Raw genomic sequence first — 20,023 nt, forward strand, 5'->3', positions numbered from 1 at the left:
TTCACCCCTTTCCGCTATGCTTTGAATAGGTTACGGCCGTGATTAGAAAAACAGCTATCTGTACAAAGAAAGATGCAGACAATGTAGCGGCTACATTCAGATGTTGAGGAAACTTATTGGCAATCATGACGACAAACAGAACAGTAGCAAGCCTTCCGGCCATGCCGATGCTCATCCTTCTTGGCCCTTGATCAACAACGATCTGTCCGAGAAGATCAATACGCCTTCGCAGAAGATATGCATTGAACAAACTTGCCGCGCAGCCTGCAACGATTCCGGCGGCTATGGCCTTCAAAGATGGAACAAGCAGCCATACTACAATGCAGAGTGACATCAGATAGAGAGCTGATCGCATTGCTTTCCTAAAGATCTCATTCATCGGTGTCCTCCAATACAACCTTGACAAGCAACACGCAGGACAGAATACCGGCAGCCAGACCAACAAGCAAACCGCCAATGATCCAAGCTTGCGAACCACCTATCCATTTGCCGACAAAATAGCCCAGTAAGATGCAAATTGCGAAGTCAAGCCCCATTACACCAACCAGCCCTGCAGCTCGCCAGGGGTTGTCTCCCATACCCTTTTTATTCATGGCTTTACCTCTGTTAATCCTTATACATTTTATCCAAGCGAAGCGACGTTTGTCAATCGATATAAATTCAAACAGTTTGTGAACGCGAACCCGGAAAGCCTTGCTATATCAAGGTTTTCCAAGATTGCAAACCATACAGTACCACTGTATGCTGTGGTGTTTGGCGACATGCGGCGATTTGGACTTAACTATGAACGTTGTGTGAACGGGACAGGCCGTTCTTTCCTTCTCCCAAAATGATGCAAAATCGCCTGTACAATCCTTTGGGAAGCTTGACCGTCGCCGTAGGGATTTGCCGCTTTGCTCATTTTCTCATATAGTCCGGCATCCTTGAGAAGAGCACGGGCGCGTGTATATACAACTTCTTCGTCCGTACCGACAAGCTCCAGCGTTCCGGCCTCGATTCCTTCCGGACGCTCCGTTGTATCCCGCAGCACCAAGGTCGGAACGCCGAATGAAGGCGCTTCTTCCTGCAACCCGCCCGAGTCGGTCATAATCATGTAGGTGTGAGGATAGAAATTATGAAACTCAAATACGTCGAGCGGATCGATCAGCTTGATCCGGGGATGATCGCCCAGAATTTCATTGGCAGGCTCGCGGACAGCCGGATTCGGATGAACCGCATAAACGAAAGCCACATCTGCAAACTCGTCGGCAATCCGTTTCACCGCCTGGAAAATATTGCGGTGAGGCTGTCCAAGCGCTTCACGGCGATGCGCCGTCATGAGCACCAGGCGTTTTCCGTCCGCCCAATCGATAATGGGATGGGTGAACGACTTGTCCACCGTATACTCGAAAACATCCGTAGCTGTATTTCCCGTTACATAAATGGCGGACTCCGGCTTGTTTTCCTGGCGAAGATTGCTGGCCGCCTGCTCGGTCGGGGCAAAATGGATATCGGACAGGACGCCCGCGAGCTGGCGGTTCATTTCCTCGGGATAAGGCGACATTTTGTTCCACGTACGCAGGCCTGCCTCGACATGACCCACCTGAATCTGCTGAATGAACGAAGCATAGCTCGCCAGAAAAGTGGTTTGCGTATCGCCATGGACGAGCACGATATCGGGCTTCGATTCCCGCAGAATAGGCTCAAGCCCTTCCAGCACCCGTACGGTCGTTCCCGTCAGCGTCTGGCGATCCTGCATCACGTTCAGATCATAATTCGGTCTGATCTCAAAAAAGTCGAGCACCTGATCCAGCATTTGCCTATGCTGCGCCGTCACACAAACAATAGATTCAATCTCATCCGAATGTTTCTGCAGCTCCAGAACAAGCGGAGCCATCTTTACTGCCTCCGGACGCGTGCCAAAAATAGTCATTACCTTCAGTTTAGCCAATGATTGTCACTCCTATGATAAATTAATGCGTTATGTGTGTTCTCCGGTGACATTGAAACTGCGTATGCCGCAAAACTTCTCCGCTATTTCGTACCGTACATGCGGTCGCCGGCGTCTCCCAGACCGGGAACAATGTAACCGTGCTCATTCAAGCGCTCGTCAAGTGCGGCAATGAAAATATCCACATCGGGATGGTCTTTCTGGACGGCTGCAACACCTTCAGGCGCTGCAATCAAACACATCAGCTTAATCTGGAGACAGCCGCGCTGCTTCAGAGTCTCGATCGCCGCATTGGCCGATCCGCCAGTGGCGAGCATGGGATCAATGACGATCAGCATCCGCTCAGTTGCATCCGCGGGCAAATTCACATAATACTCGATCGGCTCCAACGTATCCGGATGCCGGTACAGACCAATATGCCCAACCTTGGCCGCCGGAATCAGCTTAAGCATGCCATCCACCATTCCAAGGCCCGCGCGAAGCACGGGGATAAGACCGAGCATGCGGCCGGATATCACCTGGCCTACCGCTTCTGTTACCGGCGTTGTTACCGGCACCGGTTCCAAGGGAACATCCCGTGTAATTTCATAGGCCATTAACGTTGCCACTTCGTCCACCAGCTCGCGGAAATCCTTCGTATTGGTACCTTTGTCGCGAATATGCGTCAGCTTATGTTGGATAAGCGGGTGGTCACAAATCGTCAATTTGCCCATTGGTTTCATCCTCCTGTAAAAGCTTGCGTCCCTTCTTGGAACATCCTCATTCTTTACAATCCTATCACAACCTCGTCTATTATAGCATCGGTAGCTTCATTATGCACTGCACAGTAAAAATCAAGAAGAAACGGTTCTTTTGAATTATTTTCTACTATAAATATTAAAAAACCGGCCAGTCCGGATTGACGGACGCCGGTTGATCGGTGAGTCGAAGGGCCTCCATGATTTGGTGCCATTCCAAGGTTTTGGGAATATAGACTCAGTCTCCTCCGCCTCCACAGCCGCCTCCCCCGCAGGACGAGCCGCCGCCGTCGCTGCCCGATCCGCAGGAAGAACCGCCTCCATCGTGGCCCCCGCTGCCTGAGCTGTCACTGTCGCACACATAAGAGTTTGATCCGCAGCTGCTCGCGGAGCCTCCCTGTTCCTTCCTGTGAGCGGTATCCATCTCGTTTGCAAACTGATCGGGCGGGAGCATGGAGGACATGAATAAAGCACCTGATAGCGCTCCTGTCATCATGAGCGGATCAGACCATTGGGCGCCCCGGCCCGTTTTGTATCTATCATATGGATTGCCGGTGCCGCTCCGTGCATCTGCTGCAAGCTCCTGGCCCTTTTGAATTAAATAGTCAACCGCGGCACTTAAATCCGGAAACTTCTCTGCAGCCTTGACATTAAAATAATGTTCGCGGAGTTCATCCGCGCTTAGCTGCTCCAGCGCTTCCATCCGCTGCGGTGAAAGCGGAGTCCGGTAGAAGGTTCCCCACAGCTGGCTGCTCACAGGCGTCTGCACAAACAGCTCCCCGTAAATCCAATCAAACCAAGCCCGTTCGCCCTGCTCCGGCCCTGCTCCGTCCCCATGCGGCGCATGATGAATAAATCCGCCGCTCAGCTGGATGCAGAACTGTTCATACTCCCGGGTAAACATCAGCATTTCATGCCAAACCTCATCGACCTTCTCACTATACATCGGTACGCCCCGCATAATGGCGCACATCAGGAAATAACGTTTCAATTCAAACCACAGCCACTGCCACTCGCCGTCACGCATAGAAGGCCTGTTTCTCAAGACGCGGTCCTTCACCCTGGCTTCGATATCGGCGGTCAGCACAGCTTCAAGACGCTCTGCCGCCGGTCGTGCGGGATGTCCTGAAGGTACGCCGAGAGCCTCCGGCGGCTTGCGCTTGGCTGAAGCCACCCTGCGCGATTCCCTGCTCTGTGATTTCTGATTGTTCAATCGCGATACGATAAAAAAGATAATAATGACAGCGAGAACAATGATAAGGAAACCACCCATAGCTATCACCCGCTTTTCGTAGGATTAGTTCCATCATAGCATGAATAAACCATGTCTTTCTGCCGTTTTTGGTAAACATTAGGGCTGTATCAGGCCGGTGTTGCAAAAAAAGGCTGCTGCGCTGTCCTCGTGGACTTGCGCAGCAGCCTCTTCGCTTTCCTTGTTATGAGTTTTTTTTAATACTTCAAACCGGGATAAAGCGGGTATTGGGACGTCAGGTCGCTGACCATGCCGCGCGCTTTGGCAAGCACCGCTTCATCTTTCGGGTTTTTCAAGGTCATGGCGATAATTTCTGCAATGGTCTTCATCGCTTCGACGCCCATTCCCCGTGAAGTTGCCGCAGGAGTACCGATACGCACGCCGCTAGTAATGAACGGGCTGGTCGGATCGAATGGAATGGCATTTTTGTTGACTGTGATTTGCACGGAATCCAGTACATGCTCCGCATCCTTGCCGGTAATGTTCAGACTGCGCAGATCAATCAGCATCAGGTGATTGTCTGTTCCGCCGGATACGATATTAATGCCTTGGGCCATCAACGATTCAGACAGCGCCTTGGCGTTATCGACGACGTTTTTAGCGTAGACTTTGAATGATGGATCCAGCGCTTCGCCGAAAGCAACCGCTTTGGCAGCAATAATATGCATCAAAGGTCCGCCCTGGGAACCAGGGAATACGGCTTTATCGATCGCTTGCGCCCATGGCTGACGGCACATAATCAAGCCGCCGCGGGGTCCGCGAAGCGTTTTATGCGTCGTGGTGGTAACGAAATGGGCGTGCGGCACCGGGCTTGGATGCAGACCGGCTGCAACCAGACCGGCAATATGCGCCATATCGACGAACAGCAGTGCGCCGACATCATTTGCGATTTTGCCCAGTGCTTCAAAGTCAATGATACGCGGGTAAGCCGAGGCGCCTGCTACGATCATCTTTGGACGGTGCTTGAACGCAAGCTTCCGGACTTCTTCATAATCGATGGTGAATGTATTCTCATTGACGCCGTAAGAGACGAAATTATACAAAATACCGGATGCGTTAACCGGGCTGCCGTGCGTCAAATGCCCGCCATGCGCCAGATTCATGCCAAGCACGGTATCGCCCGCATTCAACGCTGCAAGATAAACCGCCATATTCGCCTGGGCTCCGGAATGAGGCTGTACGTTGACATGCTCTGCGCCGAAAAGCTCCTTGGCACGGTCGCGGGCAATGTTCTCGGCGATATCCACATGCTCGCAGCCGCCGTAGTAGCGTTTGCCCGGGTAGCCTTCGGCGTATTTGTTCGTCAATACGGTTCCCATGGCTTCCAGCACAGCTTCGGAGACAATGTTCTCGGATGCGATAAGCTCAATGTTGTCGCGCTGACGCTGCAGCTCAAGTCCGAGTGCTTTTACCAATTCAGGGTCTTGTTTGCGTAAATGTTCCATTGTTTTGTTTATCCTCCTTAAATGTAACGCCTTCTATAACAGTCCCTTGCATTGCGCTGACTGGCCTTTGCAGCTTCTTGAGCAGCCATGGGTCAGAAACAATTCGCAAAACATGTTTATTGGCGGTTGTTAATTAACGCGGTATGTGGTCAAACGCCGAATCAACTTCTCTAGTCGCATATGCCGCCCGGAGACTCAGGGCCACCTGGGGATGTATCAGTAAAGGCTTCAGCAGCTGAACTGCCCGGAATGCCGGCCTCTTCCTCCGTATATACAGCGCGAATGCCGCCGATCAGCTTTGGACGCGTATAAGCCATTGTCAGATGCGCTTCTCCAATGGAACGGATTGTCGGCCTGACGGGAACAGCAACACGCCGCAGATGCATGCCGATGAACGTATCGCCAATATCCAGTCCGGCATGCGCCTGCACCGACTCCGTCAGACAGGGATCGGACAGCTGCCGGTAGGCGTAGGAAGCCATCGAACCGCCGGCTTTCGGTACGGGAATGGCTCCTACAATCTCCAGTCCATACCGCTCTGCGATATCCCTCTCCATCACAAGCGCCCGATTCAAATGCTCGCAGCACTGATAGACGGGGTGAAAGCCGATGTCACGGCGGGCCGCCTCGACGCCTTCGAAAACCGCTTTGGCTGTCTCCAGCGTGCCTGATGTGCCAATCCGCTGACCGATGATTTCGCTTGTGCTTGCGCCAATTACCAGAAGCTGTCCGCTTCGAAGCTGAGCGGCATGCGCCAGCTCACGGACAACAGCTTCAACATCACCTGCAATCGTATCCAGCTTCAGTTCCCGGTTCATCACCTGACACTCCTTCGATTCGGATCTTCCGCTTGCTGCTAAGTATGGTGCTTCCCTCTGAAAAACAATCCCGGAACGGCAGCTTGCGCCGGTTGGCAAAAACGGATTCAAATAACGGTTGAGGGAGAAGACGCATTTTCTTCAAGCTTCATGACCTTGCCGATCCTGCCAACATGACGCTGCTCCCCCGAGAACGGGGTTTCCAGCCAGATTCGGACGATCTCCTGGGCAAGCCCAGGTCCGATGACGCGTTCTCCCATCGCCAGCACATTCGTATCATTATGCTCACGGGTTGCCTTGGCCGAGAAGGTATCGTGCACAAGTGCGCACCGGATGCCGGCCGTTTTGTTGGCCGCAATTGACATGCCGATTCCTGTGCCGCAGACAAGAATTCCGCGTTCCGCCTTCCCGCTTGTTACTCTTTCGCAGACAGGAAGCGCATAATCAGGGTAGTCCACGGATTGCTCGCAATCGCAGCCGACATCTTCGATTTCATGACCGAGCGACCGGATGAAGGTAGCGAGCTCCTCCTTGAGGCGGTAACCGCCGTGATCGGCGCCAATGGCGATTTTCATAACATATAATCCTCCCGGTTTGACCGCCTTGGATGGCGAAAAATGTCGATGAATCATGTTACTAGTATACCTGAAATCATGCTGAAATCGCCTGGAAGACGAAAAAAGAGCATGACATGCTTTCGCACGCTGCTCTTTGCCCAGGCGACCGGCCGTATGATCTGATGCTCCACCATGGTTTGATCCACTTTAGTCGCCAGTTACATCAGAAACCGTCTTAGTTGTTTTTATCATAACGTATTGCCTGTTTAAAATCAATCATCGGCGTCAGGGGCTGATGCGGATATTTTGTAAACGACCTTATCGGGAAGGGCCAAGCTTATCCAGCAGCTTCCTCAATGCATCCTCGATCTCGTCGGCGCTGCGCTTATACATCTCCATCGACCCGCCAAAGGGGTCGGCTATGTCAAAATCGGGAATCCGCTTCTCAAGCTCAAGCAGGCGGTCGCGCTCGGCACTGGTCATCTGTTGGCCAAGCGCCTGCTTCATCTGCCATTCCGTGTAAAGCCCCTCCAGCTCCGAAATATCGGCCAGCACCTTCTCGTCGCAGCCGACGAATTCCTTGAGCGTGTAAGTTTTATCCACCGCTTGCGGGAAGCGCTGCAGCAAATTGCGTTTATGGCTTGTCGTCATGGTCAAAATCAGATCCGCCCAAACGACTGAACCGCCATCAAGCGCTTTGGAGCCGCCAGTACATGAAACCTCCCTTTGACGCAGCACGCCTACAGCATTCGAAGAAACAGGAAGTCCATCCACCGTGGACACACCTGCCGAGCGTACCTCCAGCTGCCTGCCCTGCTTTCTCGCAAGCTCCTTAAGAATGGCCTCCGCCATCGGGGAACGGCATGTATTGCCGGTGCAAACGAACAAAATCCGTTTCATAGCACTCGCACTCCTTTTCCTCAATTTATTCAAAATAAAACAAGCAGCCCGAACGTGAACAAAATAACGCCGCCCAGCGCTTCCCCGTACTCGCCCATGCTTGAACTGACCCGCCGTCCGATGAGCAGTCCAACCGTGGACATGATTCCGCCGAAGAAGCCGAACAGAAGCACCGTGACCAGCACATCCGCCGCAAACATGCCCAGTGAAATGCCTACGGAAAATGAATCAATGCTCACGCTGAGCGCAAACAGCAGCATCCCCCAAACCGTGCTGTGATCAAGGGATTCCACGGATTCGCCCCGCAGGGAGCTGTAAATCATGTGGCCGCCCAAGAGCAGCAGCAGCACACCGGCGGCGGATGAAGCCACATCTCCGAGCAGGGAGCTGACGTATTTACCGGTAAGCATGCCCATAAGAGGCATTATTATATGAAACAGCGCGATAACCGCACTTAATTTAAGAATATCAACAAGCCGAATACCCTTCATTCCTATACCGACCCCGAGTGAAAAAGCGTCCATCCCAAGAGCTATCGCCATAAGTAACAGCGTCAGCAGTTGTCCGGCATGCATACCCGCTTCGACCATTCTTTTTCCCCCTTGTCCGCATTCTTTTCCAGCATATGCGGACAAGGGGTTAAACATGACCTGTAAAAGCGCAGCCCGGGAAGGGCGTTATACGCGGATGATCTGCTGGGCTGCCGCTTTGGCAAGCCGGTTCATCAAGGCATGCCCGATGCCGGCCTCCGGACAAGTCTCCGCCCAAATTCGGCTCACGCCGAGATCATCAAATGAACGCAGGGCGGCATATAAGCCCTGAGCCGCCCGCTCCAGATTGCCGAGGCTGCCGATGACCAATACATGATCGGCATCAAATCGGTCGGCATGCTCATGGAACGCGAGCACACCCGTACGTTCACCTTCCGCCCGGGCATTCCGGCTCTGCTTGCCGATATAAGCGGCAACTTCGTCGATGCCGCCCTGAACCAGCTGCATGACTCCCCTGGGCGCATAATGGGCATACTTCATTCCTGGGGATCTCGGAGCGATGCCGGCTGCCGGGTGTTCATGCGCTCCCAATTCAACGGAACCCGGGGTGCGTTCCTGTCCATTATCATGAGGGGCGGCAGCTATATCATATTCGACCTGCGCCCCCGCTGCGCGCAGCGATTCAGCTGTTATCCCGCCTGGTCGCAGAATCCGTACAATGCCGCCTGCTTCAACCTCAACAACTGTCGACTCCAGTCCCACGCCGGCCGAACCTCCGTCAATAACGGCATCAATCCGTCCGTTCAGATCATCCAGAACATGCGCCGCTTCTGTCGGACTGGGGCGGCCCGAGCTGTTGGCGCTGGGCGCCGCAACCGGACACCCGGCAGCCGTGATCAACGCCAGTGCCACGGGATGCGCAGGCATCCTGACGGCAACGGTGTCCAGCCCTGCCGTGACATGCTCCGATACGGAGGCCCTCTTCAGGGGCAGAACAATCGTAAGCGGCCCCGGCCAGAAGCGGTCCATCAGAAGCTGAACCAGCTCCCCGCAGGGAGCGGTAAACGAATCAAGCTGCGCAGAGTCCGAAATATGCACAATGAGCGGATTGTCCGAAGGTCTTCCTTTGGCCTCAAAAATTCTGCTTACTGCATCGTGATCCAATGCGTTGGCTCCGAGCCCGTACACCGTTTCAGTGGGAAATGCCACCGTTCCTCCCTGACGGAGAGTACGTGCGGCTTCTCTGATGATCTTATCGTCGGGGCTTGCGGGATCGACTTGATACACCTTGGTTTTGCTCGTCATTATGCAACCAATCCTTAGACGTCAATTAATCATTTTTATTTCTTTCATTATATCATACATGGCAAGTCTCACATCCTCTCCGATATCCGGAGTACTATGGAATCTTTTCTGACATCTATTAGGAAGCTATCCGGAAAATCATGTAATTTCCTTTGACTTTTAACCTTTTGCGGATGTATGATAACTACGATTATTTATATATAAATTCAGATATATCAGCTTCGCATTTTTACATGCGCAATGGAGGATTACAGATGCAGACAGAAGAAGCCAAGCAGGTCCGTTTCCTGCCCATTATGATTGCCATTTTCTTCGGCAGTTTTATTTCTACGCTCAGTGTCAGTACGATTAACATCGCCATTCCTGTTTTGCAGGTTGACTTTGCTTCCGATCTGAACACCATTCAATGGACACTGACAGGTTTTATGCTTGCCATGGGGACATTTGCCCCGATCAGCGGCTATTTCGGCGAACGGTTCAGCTATAAATGGCTTTATCTCGTCTCCCTGCTGGGCTTCACCATTGCCTCCGCCTTATGCGCACTGGCATGGAGCGCCCCGTCACTCATCGCATTCCGTATTTTGCAAGGGGCCTTCAGCGGTCTCATCATTCCAGCTACCATGTCGATTATTTATCAGGTCATCCCCCGCGAGAAGCAGCCGATCGCAGTCAGCTTCTGGGCCATGTCGGCCATGCTGGCTCCTGCAATCGGACCAACGCTCAGCGGCTGGCTGCTTGACAATCTCACCTGGCAGTGGTTGTTCTGGATGAATGTGCCGATCGGCATTATCGGTGTTCTGCTCATCCTTCCATTCATCCCTTACTACAGGTTGAATGTGCCCAAGTCCTTTGATCTGATCGGTTTTGTCACTGTTATCGTCAGCAGCTCCTCGCTTCTGGTAGCCTTATCGCAAGGCCATGCCTGGGGGTGGTCATCGACAAAGGTGATCAGTTTGATCGCAGCAGGTTTCGTGTTTCTGGCCCTGTTCATCTGGCGCGAGCTTACTGCACAGACACCGCTCTTGAATCTGAGGGTATTCGGCAATGCTCGTTATACGATTTCATTGATTACCATTTGCATCATCACAATCAGCCTTTATTCAGGAACATTCCTGACTCCAATCTTCCTGCAAAACATTCAGCATGTCACGCCGCTTGATACGGGGCTGATTCTGCTTCCGGCTTCGTTGGCCATGGCCATACTGACCCCTTTTGTGGGCAAGTTTTACAGCAAGTTCGGTCCCCGCGTTCTGCTTATTATCGGGGTCGTGCTGATGGGTGCGGGAACGCTGCCGCTCAGCTGGCTCAGCGTCGACATCCCCCACGGCTATATCGTCTTCTGGATGATCGTGCGAAATTTGGGGATTGCCTTTGCCATGATGCCCGCCAGCAACTCCGGGATGGAGCAAATATCGCCTCAGCTGAGCGGACATGCTTCCTCGATCAGCAACTGGCTGCGCAATGTATTCGGCTCCTTCGCTATTGCAATTTTTACGACCTTGCTGGCGTCGCATTCGGCCTCGCATGCAACAGATTTGGTCAATGCAGGTTCAACCGATCAAGTCGGCATACAAATGATGTCCTTTACAATGAGCGTAAACGATGTGTATCTCATCGCGACCATTATCGTATTGGTCGCACTGCCGATTTGCCTGTTCATTCCCAAGCTGCGCCCGGATAAGCTCGCCCGCAAACAGGCGGCTTAACTCTTGCTGCGGGCGGGTCCTATAGCAAAACAAACAACAACCTCCTTCGGCAGAAGGGGGTTGTTGTTTGTTTGCGGATGTTCCGGACCGGGACTGGCCTCTAAGAAAGTCAGCCTTAGCTGAACAGGTTTTTGAAGAAGTGAACAATGGACTGAATCAGCTCCCAAATGAAGAACTTTACCTCGGGAGTATCGGCACCCGTTTCTTTCGCTTCGGTGCCGCTCGACTGATCTGTGCCGCCTGCAGTGCCTGTCGTCTGCACAATGCCGCCCTTCGGGGCATCTTTGTCGACAGCGGCGGTGACGGCCGATGCCGCGGGTGCCGAAGCTTCTCCATTGACCGCATCCACGAAGCAGAGCGGCGGGAATAAGACGCACCACCAGTTTTGCCCTTCAGCCTTGCCCAGCGAAATCCGGAGCGCTTCGTAATTGCCCGCAGGGTAAACTTCACTGCCGTATATTTTGGTTGGAAATGGCACACTGCCAAGCTCCGCTTTATAGTCGTATGTGAATCCGCGTTTATGCAATTCATTGGCTATGACCCGTTCGATGTCGCCCATATGCGAGAGGATCGTGCCCCGGGCTTCTTCAATCGTTTGCGGGCTGGTTACCCATTGATCGATTTCGGCAACAACGGCGTCGCGGACATACCGCTTAACCGCCTGATCTGCCGCGCTGTCGGAATTGGCGAGAATACGAAGACGAATGGATTCCTTGGGAATCTCACCGCCTGCAATGGCTGCATCTGCACGCTGGCTTTCCCAGCTCATAATAAGAATGATAATGGCAAGAAACAAGTAACCGTAAGAAGGGCGGTAAGGAAAACGGGAATAAAGGCGGATCATAACGTTAAGCTCCTTTTCGTCACCCGTCGGTGCGCTCGGCTTTACGTTCCGGAACGATCATATCCCTAAGTATGTCCACTCTGGCAATCTTTAAACCTAGCAGCCGGAGAATAAGAAAAACTAGAATTCCAGCACAAATATAAAACGCATGGAGCCCTCTTCGAGGATGGAAGCGCAGCGTTGGATTCAGGGATTATTGGAGCCGGCAATGCATGAAGCCTATATATTTCGGTACGCCAAAGAAGTATAAAATCTTGCCCTTCCCTGCGATATACACTCCATAAGTTAAAAAAGACTCTAGTAACGAAAGAGAAATAATCTCTTTACGTTACTAGAGTCTGCCTGTTATAACAGCTTTTCATACCTCATGCCCTGTTGTTCACGGCAATCACATGCCGTTCAATCCCGGCATAATCGTCAATGATCCGAACCTCGTCCCATTCGCCGAGCTGTTCCAGCAGTCTTGCAACCTCACGGGCTTGGCCCATGCCAAGCTCGAAGGCAATAATTCGCGGCATCTGTGCCAGCCGCGGAAGCTGCTCCAGCATACGGCGGTAAGGGTCAAGGCCGTCACCGCCGCCGTCCAGCGCAAGCCGGGGTTCATGGTCCCGAACCTCCGGCTGCAAGCCCGCTATGTCTCCGGCCGGGATATACGGCGGGTTGGAGACGAGCACATCGATCCGCAGCCCGGCGGGGTCATTCTCCCCGCCGGGTGCGCCAGGTTGGCCCTCGCGCCGCAGCCGGAACGGCGCGAGCAGGTCGCCCTGCACGAACGCCATGCGCGCCGCTGCGCCATGGCGCGCCGCGTTCGTGCGGGCGACCTCCAGCGCCTCCGGCGACAGATCGGACGCGCTGACGCGCCAGAGCGGACGCTGCACCGCAAGCGTCACGCCGATGGCGCCACTGCCCGTGCCGACGTCAAGGACCGTCGGCACACCTGCGCTGGCTGTGCGGGTCCCGCTCTCGATGTTCGCCTTAGCTGCCGCTTCACCAACCTGCCGTGATTCATCTCCGGCCACAGCACCGATTTCTGACGGCCCCGCACCGGTTATGCGGCTGCCTCCAGCCTTCACTGCAGCTTCGCCACTCTGCCCCGCTCCACGGCTGGCAGCTCCGCTCGCCTCCGGCCACAGCCTGTCGGCCTCGGCAAGCACCGCCTCGACGAGCAGCTCCGTCTCCGGCCGCGGGATCAGCACGGCCGGCGTCACAGCGAACGGCAGGCCATAGAACCACTGCTCGCCGATCAAATACTGCGCCGGCTCGCCGGCTGCCTTGCGCGAGATCAGCGATTCCCACTCCGCCGAACGCTCCACCGGAAACGGATCCCGCCAATCCCGCAGCAGTCCCGCCTTCTCCAGGCCGAGCAGATGCATCAACAGCAGCTCGCTGTTGGACCTTGGCTCCATAATCTCATGCCTCTCCAAAAACAAAGAAGCCTGCAAGCAGGCTTCTCCAATGGTAAACAGCCGGTCCGCTTCTCCCATCCGGAAGTCTGCGGGGCCGGGGCCATCCATGCTGCGCTCCATAATCCATTAGCGCCCCTCTCTATATGCCGTCAGCCTCACGCCATGATCCGGCGGTCAAGCCGGTTTCCCGATGAATCAGCTGATTTGCTCGATCAGCTCTGCTTGAGCCGTTACCGTGAGGGCATTGATGATTTCACCCATATCGCCGTTCATAACCGAATCCAGCTTATGCAGCGTCAGGCCAATCCGGTGGTCGGTTACCCGGCTCTGCGGATAGTTGTAAGTACGGATCCGCTCGCTTCGGTCGCCGGTACCCACTTTGCTTTTGCGCTCGCCGGCGTATTTCGCTTCTTCCTCCTGGCGGCGGATGTCGGAAATGCGCGCCCGGAGAACCTGCAGCGCTTTGGCTTTGTTCTCATTCTGCGACTTGCCGTCCTGACACTGCGCCATAATGCCTGTCGGCACATGAAGCACGCGGACAGCCGACTTGGTCGTATTAACGGACTGCCCGCCGGCGCCGCTGGAGCAGAACGTATCCACCCGGATATCCTTGTCGAGAATTTCAATCTCGAGCTCTTCCACCTCAGGCATAACCGCAACGGTTGACGTGGACGTATGAATCCGTCCGCCCGACTCTGTTACGGGAATACGCTGAACCCGGTGGGCGCCGCTTTCGAATTTCATTTTGCTGTAAGCGCCCTTGCCGTTGATCAGGAAAATAACCTCTTTGTAGCCGCCCAGATCGCTTTCATTGGCTTCCATCAGCTCCACGCGCCAGCCTTGGGAATCGGCAAATTTCATGTACATCCGGTACAAATCGGACGCGAACAATGCCGCTTCATCGCCGCCTGCCGCACCGCGGATCTCCACAATCACGTTCTTGTCGTCATTGGGATCCTTCGGCATAAGCAGGATATGAATGTGATCCTCAAGCGCTGTCTGGCGCTCGGACAGTTCTTCAATCTCCATCTTCACCATCTCGCGCATTTCATCATCGAGCTTCTCGGCCTGCATGGCCTTCGCATCGTCGAGCTGCGCCGATACTTCCTTGTATTCCGTATATGCTGTGTAAGCGTCCTGCAGATCCGACTGCTCCTTGGATAAGTCGCGCAGCCGCTTGGGGTCGCTTGCCACATCCGGATCGCACAACAGCTCGCTTAATTTATCATACCGGTCTGCGAGTGCCTGTAAACGGTCTAACACATTCATTCACCTCTACATGTAATAAGATTTCGCTGATTGTTGTCTTATTATTATATCATAACGCGGGGCTTTCCATAAATGTGACTTTAACTAAATATTTTCAGCGTCCAATTTCAAGGAGATATGGATCCTTGCCCCGCCGGTTTTGCTTTGGCCTCCACGGCCTGCCCCTGCACCCGGATCATCAATGAGCTGGCCAAGGCGATCAGGCTGACGATAAAGCCGTAGGCGAACATATGGGAGAAGCCTGTCATCAGATCGGCATTCTTCGCCAGGAAGGCGCCCATTATCGTCACCCCGACAGCTGTCCCGATATTGCGTGAAAATATTTGCAGAGAGGTGGAGACGCCTTTTTGCTTGCCATCCACCAGCTGCTGCGAGCCGATCATGGAAACGGCGGACAGCAGGCCGAAGGAAAGGCCCATCAGCACCGAGCCGGCAAAGGTGAACCAGAATCCCGAGGCTGGGGAGAGCTGCAGAAACCAGATGCCCGAAGCTACGAGAATGGCATTGCCGGCAATCATCAGCCAGCGGTAGCCGAAGCGCCCGATCCACTTGCCCGCAGGCACGGACATGGCCATCCAGCCCACTGACATGCCCAGCATCGCCACACCGCTCATAAACAGCGAATAGCCATGCTTCTGGAGAAACATCGGCAGGTAGCTGGCGCCCCCGAATATCGACGCATAAGCCAGGAAAGAATTCAGGTTCATCCAGGCAACCGGCTTATTGCGGAACAGGTTGAGGGGAACAATGGGCGAAGCCAGCTTTTTCTCATACTTGTAAAATACAATAAGCAGCAGCACGCCCGCCGCTCCGGATAAATAGAAGAAGGTGCCGATGTCGACCACGGTCATAAGAAGCAGAAGACTGATTCCGGCGGTAAAAACCAGCGCTCCTGGATAGTCCACTTTGGAACGCTTGGGTTCATACACTTCGCGATACGGCAGCAGCAGCAGAACCGAAAGCAGGCAGATCGGGATATTGATATAAAAGATCCAGCGCCAGGTGGCGTACTCCACAAACATGGAGCCGAGCAACGGGGCAAGCACAGCTGAAATTCCCCACATCGCGGTAAACAAAGCCTGGATGCGCCCCCGCTTCTCCACCGTGAACAGATCCCCTGCAATAATCATCGGGAAAGGATTCATCACCCCCGCGCCGATTCCCTGGACAGCCCGGAAAATAACGAGCTGCACCATCGTATGCGCACTCCCGCACAGGATCGAGCCCAGCATAAATAAAATAATGCCGACGGCAAACACTTTCTTGCGTCCGAAGATATCGGAAATCCGGCCCGCAATCGGGGCCATGACGGTCGAGAAAATCATATAGCTTGCGAAAACCCAGGCATACAATTCAATACCGCCCAGCTCCTGGGCAATAATAGGCATCGTCGTATTGGCAATGGTGGAATCCATTGAGGCGACAAGCATCGCCATAACAATGCTGGCCAGTACCGGTATCCGATTTTTCATTGAGCAGCACCTTCTATTGGAGGAATAAGGAGCTTAAGCATACAACTGTTTATCCTTGGGCAGCAGAATTGCCAATATCCCGAGCAGCGGCAGGTAAGCGCACAGCTTCATAATGAATGCAATCGTCGTCGCGTCGGCGATCCAGCCCAGCACAGCCGAGCCCAGACCTCCTATGCCGAAGGCCAGGCCAAAGAACAGGCCGGAGATCAGACCCACCTTCCCCGGCATCAGCTCCTGCGCATACACCACAATAATGGAGAAGGCGGAAGAGAGAATAAATCCGGCAAGCACGCATAACACACCGGTCCAGGTCAAATTGGCATAAGGCAGTAAAATCGAGAAGGGCGCCGTCCCAAGGATCGAGAACCAGATAATATTTCTGCGGCCGAAACGGTCCGCCAAAGGACCTCCAAGAAATGTTCCCGCCGCTGAAGCAGCCAGAAAGGCAAACAGGAACCACTGCGCATGCTTCACTGACACGCCGTAATAATCAATCAAATAAAAGGAATAATAGCTGGAAATGCTCGACATGTACACATGCTTCGAAATAACAAGGGAGACCAGAACGACGACTGCCCACATCACCTGCCGGGAGGATAGGCCTGTCAGACGCAGCGGCTGGGCGCCGCTCTTGGCTTTGTTGCGTCCGGGAACGTTCTGATCGCGATACCAGCGGGCCACATAGGTCTGGATGATGATTGCGGCGGCGGCAACAAAAGCAAACCAGATGACACCCTGCTGACCCACTCTGACAAATATCACCGCTGTCATAATGGGGCCCAGGGCGCTGCCGATATTGCCTCCCACCTGGAAGATCGACTGCGCCAGACCGCGCTTGCCTCCAGCGGCCAGATAAGCTACACGGGACGACTCCGGATGAAAGACAGCCGAGCCCACGCCGATTGCAATAACGGCTAGCAGAATAACGGAATAATGCGGAGCCAGCGCTAAAGAAACGATCCCCACCAGCGTGAAGCAGACGCCGATGGGAAGGATATAGGGCCGGGGCTTGAGATCAGCGGCATAGCCGACCGCTGGCTGCAGAAGCGAAGCCGTCATATTCATCGCGAATGCGATCAGACCGATCTGCTTGTAGCTCAAATCGAGAGAATCCCGGAGAATCGGGAATAGTGCGGATACGGTCGACTGCATCGAATCATTCAGCAGATGGACAATGCTGATCGCAAATAAAATTGGAAATACCGTTGCAGCCGCGGGCTTGGTAAGTGGAGCTGTAGAGGTTGCCATGGTTTAACTGTTTTCTCCCCTTCAAACGATACGAAGGAAGGACCCTTTTAGACTTCAGGCCCTTCCTTCATTCGAAAATAATGTCGGAGTCCTCAGGTCCTACACATTGAAACGGAAATGCATAACATCTCCGTCTTTCACCGTATAGTCCTTGCCCTCCAGGCGAAGCTGGCCTTTCTCCTTCGCCGCATTCATGGAGCCGGCATTCGTCAAATCCTCATAGGATACGACCTCCGCCCGGATAAAGCCCCGCTCAAAATCGGTATGAATGACGCCCGCTGCCTGCGGCGCCTTCGTCCCTTTGCGAATCGTCCAGGCACGAACCTCCTGAACCCCCGCTGTAAAATACGTGTAGAGCCCCAGCAGCTTGTAAGCTGCGGCGATCAACCGGTTGAGCCCGGATTCCTGCAGGCCCAGCTCGTCGAGGAACATCGCTTTATCCTCGCCCTCAAGCTCGGCGATTTCCGCTTCCACCTTGGCGCTGATCGGCACCACCTCGGCGCCTTCGGCTGACGCAAATTCGCGGACGAGCTTCACATAAGGATTCTCATCCGAATTGGCCGCTTCGCCTTCGCTTACATTGGCCGCGTACAGAACCGGCTTAAGCGTCAGCAAATGAAGCTCACGGATCAGATACAGCTCTTCTTCGTTCAGCTCGATGCTGCGCGCAGGCTGATCGTTATAGAGAGCCTCCTTGACCCGTTCGAGCACCTCAACCTCCTGGGCAACCTTCTTGTCGCCGCCCTTCATGTTCTTGCGGCTGCGGTCGATCCGCCGGTCGACGGAGTCGATATCCGCCAGAATCAGCTCCAGGTTAATCGTCTGAATATCGCCGATCGGATCCACCTTGCCGGAAACATGGGTAATATTATCATCCTGAAAGCAGCGCACGACGTGAACAATCGCGTCCACTTCGCGAATATGGGCCAGAAACTTGTTGCCAAGCCCTTCCCCTTTGCTCGCTCCCTTCACGATGCCTGCGATATCGATAAATTCGAATGCTGTCGGCACCGTTCTGTTCGGCACCACCAGCTCTGTCAGCTTGTCAAGACGTACATCCGGCACTTCCACGACGCCCACATTGGGATCGATCGTACAGAACGGATAATTGGCGGACTCGGCGCCAGCTTGCGTTATCGCATTAAACAACGTTGATTTCCCGACATTCGGAAGACCAACAATACCTGCTTTCAAAGCCATTGCTGTACACCCCTGCTTTCGAAATAAACATTTCTCAGGTCATTATACCCGATGCGGCAGGGGAAGAAAAGAAAAAAGGGAGGAGGCCCGCCGCGCATAAGCGGCTTTCCTCCCTCCCGGGTTGAAGCTTTTCCATTCGTTGTCTGCGGCCTCTTTCACGAACAGGAACAGGTTGTCTGATCAGACCCAGGCGTCATTGGAGTAGCCCCGCTGCTCCCAATACCCGATATGTTCATCGGGGATGAGTTCAATCCGGTTGAGCCACTTGACTGATTTGTAGGCATACATTTTCGGCACAATCAGACGGACAGGCCCGCCCAGATCGCTTGGGATCGGCTTGCCGTCGTGAAGCACGGCAACCATCACATCGTCCATATCCGCCTGCTCTAGCGTCAGCGAATCCGTATATACTCCATCTCCGGAATAAAACTTGACGTTCTTCGCCTGCTGCTGCACACCTGCTTCCTTGAGAAACTGCTTGAGCGGTATCCCTTCCCAGGTATTGGAGTAGACGGACCAGCCGGTTACACAGTGAAAATCGCTCACCTGCACTTTGCGCGCCAGCTTCACAAACTGCTCCCAATTGTAATTCATCTTCTTGTCAACCAGTCCGTCCACGGCAAATGACCAATTGCTGTTATTGAAGGAGGGAATCTGCGTCACCGTGTACACGCGGAACGAACCTCGGCCTCCCCCGCCCGTGGGCGGAAGCGATGCGGGAAGCGGCTGGGGTGCGGGAATCAGATTGTTGGCATCGGATTCCACCAGCTTCTCTATGTCGGCTCCCGTTCCGATGGAATTGCCGACCCAACGCAGGAACGAAGGACCCAGCGTGATGGCAAGACCTGCTCCAATCGCGGTCTTAATGAATGCACGCCGGGAATAAAGCGCTCCAGGGGAAGCAGCCGGGTGGATTTCCTTCTCTTTATCCGGCTTGCCGCTCTTCACCGTACGGCGGTGCGGCTCCTCCTTGAGCCATTTCGCACGCGTGATGGAATGATAGATAATATAGGGAAGGCCGATCCATGTGAGCAAATCATGCACCAGCAGAGCTCCGTTGGACCATCCGGGACCGACCAGCCTGAACTGCCAGAGCAGCAGGCCCGACAGCAGCCAGCCAACGAGCAGCGCCAGCACCACAATGACGTTGGCCCGCTGCGACGACTTGCCCCTCAGCTGCTTCCAATGCTTGCCGGCCAGCAGCAGATAATAGACAACCGGAAGCAGCGAAGCAATCCCTACGACGATATGAATCCAGCGGATCCACACCCTTCCTTCACCCAATATGCCGCGCCAAAAACCGCCAAACAGCAGAAGTCCGGAGATCGTCAGAATGACAACAATCCAACCGTTCCATGCATGCAGCGCGTGAAGCTTCTTCCCGTAGCCCTTACGCAGTGACGCCAACCAATTGCTCATGCGTTCCTCGCCTCCCGATCGTGA

The 20,023-nt window shown here is 54.1% G+C and carries 19 protein-coding genes and 1 riboswitch; of the genes, 1 reads left to right on the plus strand and 18 read right to left on the minus strand.

Annotation, left to right across the window (positions count from 1 at the left end):
• Window position 1 precedes the first annotated feature (1 nt).
• The 11 genes from AC0YOA_RS24115 to AC0YOA_RS24165 all read right to left on the minus strand — a co-directional run bounded on the left by AC0YOA_RS24115 (window position 2) and on the right by AC0YOA_RS24165 (window position 9,435).
• Entirely contained in the window at window positions 2-379 is a 378-nt protein-coding gene (locus AC0YOA_RS24115; RefSeq protein WP_210039062.1) for an ATP synthase subunit I, read from the minus strand.
• A complete protein-coding gene (locus AC0YOA_RS24120; protein ID WP_210039063.1) occupies window positions 372-593 on the minus strand; it encodes an AtpZ/AtpI family protein in 222 nt (73 codons plus the stop codon). Before AC0YOA_RS24120 ends, AC0YOA_RS24115 begins: the two co-directional genes overlap by 8 nt.
• A gap of 188 nt (window positions 594-781) precedes the next feature.
• Complete coding sequence (wecB, locus tag AC0YOA_RS24125; protein ID WP_379114449.1) at window positions 782-1,930, minus strand: non-hydrolyzing UDP-N-acetylglucosamine 2-epimerase; 1,149 nt, start codon at window positions 1,928-1,930, stop codon at window positions 782-784.
• Window positions 1,931-2,013: 83 nt separating this feature from the next.
• Window positions 2,014-2,643: a uracil phosphoribosyltransferase gene (gene upp, locus AC0YOA_RS24130; RefSeq protein WP_210039064.1), complete on the minus strand. Its 630-nt coding sequence runs from the start codon at window positions 2,641-2,643 to the stop codon at window positions 2,014-2,016.
• Between the two features lie 262 nt (window positions 2,644-2,905).
• The gene (locus tag AC0YOA_RS24135; protein WP_475788805.1) at window positions 2,906-3,940 is read right to left on the minus strand and encodes a glycine-rich domain-containing protein; all 1,035 of its coding nucleotides are present in this window, start codon (window positions 3,938-3,940) and stop codon (window positions 2,906-2,908) included.
• Window positions 3,941-4,116: 176 nt separating this feature from the next.
• Entirely contained in the window at window positions 4,117-5,364 is a 1,248-nt protein-coding gene (locus AC0YOA_RS24140) for a serine hydroxymethyltransferase (protein ID WP_475788806.1), read from the minus strand.
• Between the two features lie 170 nt (window positions 5,365-5,534).
• On the minus strand, window positions 5,535-6,182 hold the full coding sequence (locus AC0YOA_RS24145) for a TIGR01440 family protein (RefSeq protein WP_475788807.1): 648 nt from the start codon (window positions 6,180-6,182) through the stop codon (window positions 5,535-5,537).
• A 107-nt stretch (window positions 6,183-6,289) separates the two neighbouring features.
• Window positions 6,290-6,757 carry a ribose 5-phosphate isomerase B gene (gene rpiB / locus AC0YOA_RS24150; protein ID WP_475788808.1) on the minus strand — a complete coding sequence of 156 codons (468 nt, stop codon included), beginning with the start codon at window positions 6,755-6,757 and terminating at the stop codon, window positions 6,290-6,292.
• Window positions 6,758-6,888: 131 nt separating this feature from the next.
• A riboswitch (ZMP/ZTP riboswitch) is annotated at window positions 6,889-6,971 on the minus strand.
• Between the two features lie 86 nt (window positions 6,972-7,057).
• Window positions 7,058-7,639 carry a low molecular weight protein arginine phosphatase gene (locus tag AC0YOA_RS24155; protein ID WP_475769598.1) on the minus strand — a complete coding sequence of 194 codons (582 nt, stop codon included), beginning with the start codon at window positions 7,637-7,639 and terminating at the stop codon, window positions 7,058-7,060.
• A 29-nt stretch (window positions 7,640-7,668) separates the two neighbouring features.
• Window positions 7,669-8,229 carry a manganese efflux pump MntP gene (locus AC0YOA_RS24160; RefSeq protein ID WP_210039070.1) on the minus strand — a complete coding sequence of 187 codons (561 nt, stop codon included), beginning with the start codon at window positions 8,227-8,229 and terminating at the stop codon, window positions 7,669-7,671.
• Between the two features lie 87 nt (window positions 8,230-8,316).
• Complete coding sequence (locus AC0YOA_RS24165) at window positions 8,317-9,435, minus strand: L-threonylcarbamoyladenylate synthase (RefSeq protein WP_475788809.1); 1,119 nt, start codon at window positions 9,433-9,435, stop codon at window positions 8,317-8,319.
• Window positions 9,436-9,689: 254 nt separating this feature from the next.
• On the opposite strand from AC0YOA_RS24165, the gene AC0YOA_RS24170 reads away from it, so the two are divergent.
• Window positions 9,690-11,141 carry an MDR family MFS transporter gene (locus AC0YOA_RS24170; RefSeq protein ID WP_475788810.1) on the plus strand — a complete coding sequence of 484 codons (1,452 nt, stop codon included), beginning with the start codon at window positions 9,690-9,692 and terminating at the stop codon, window positions 11,139-11,141.
• Between the two features lie 115 nt (window positions 11,142-11,256).
• Here the strand turns inward: AC0YOA_RS24170 and spoIIR are convergent, their stop codons facing one another.
• From spoIIR to AC0YOA_RS24205, 7 genes are all read right to left on the minus strand, one after another.
• Window positions 11,257-11,985, minus strand: a complete 729-nt coding sequence (spoIIR, locus tag AC0YOA_RS24175; protein WP_475788811.1) for a stage II sporulation protein R — start codon at window positions 11,983-11,985, stop codon at window positions 11,257-11,259.
• 365 nt (window positions 11,986-12,350) lie between these two features.
• Window positions 12,351-13,511: a N5-glutamine methyltransferase family protein gene (locus AC0YOA_RS24180; RefSeq protein ID WP_475788812.1), complete on the minus strand. Its 1,161-nt coding sequence runs from the start codon at window positions 13,509-13,511 to the stop codon at window positions 12,351-12,353.
• 75 nt (window positions 13,512-13,586) lie between these two features.
• Complete coding sequence (gene prfA, locus AC0YOA_RS24185) at window positions 13,587-14,654, minus strand: peptide chain release factor 1 (protein WP_210039074.1); 1,068 nt, start codon at window positions 14,652-14,654, stop codon at window positions 13,587-13,589.
• 113 nt (window positions 14,655-14,767) lie between these two features.
• Window positions 14,768-16,132, minus strand: coding sequence for an MFS transporter (locus AC0YOA_RS24190; protein WP_475788813.1), 1,365 nt, complete (start codon window positions 16,130-16,132; stop codon window positions 14,768-14,770).
• Between the two features lie 33 nt (window positions 16,133-16,165).
• Entirely contained in the window at window positions 16,166-17,380 is a 1,215-nt protein-coding gene (locus tag AC0YOA_RS24195) for an MFS transporter (protein ID WP_475788814.1), read from the minus strand.
• A 99-nt stretch (window positions 17,381-17,479) separates the two neighbouring features.
• A complete protein-coding gene (gene ychF / locus AC0YOA_RS24200; RefSeq protein ID WP_475788815.1) occupies window positions 17,480-18,580 on the minus strand; it encodes a redox-regulated ATPase YchF in 1,101 nt (366 codons plus the stop codon).
• 180 nt (window positions 18,581-18,760) lie between these two features.
• Complete coding sequence (locus AC0YOA_RS24205; RefSeq protein WP_475788816.1) at window positions 18,761-19,999, minus strand: molybdopterin-dependent oxidoreductase; 1,239 nt, start codon at window positions 19,997-19,999, stop codon at window positions 18,761-18,763.
• Between the last annotated feature and the right edge of the window lie 24 nt (window positions 20,000-20,023).

The organism is Paenibacillus sp. JT22N12, from assembly GCF_056269365.1.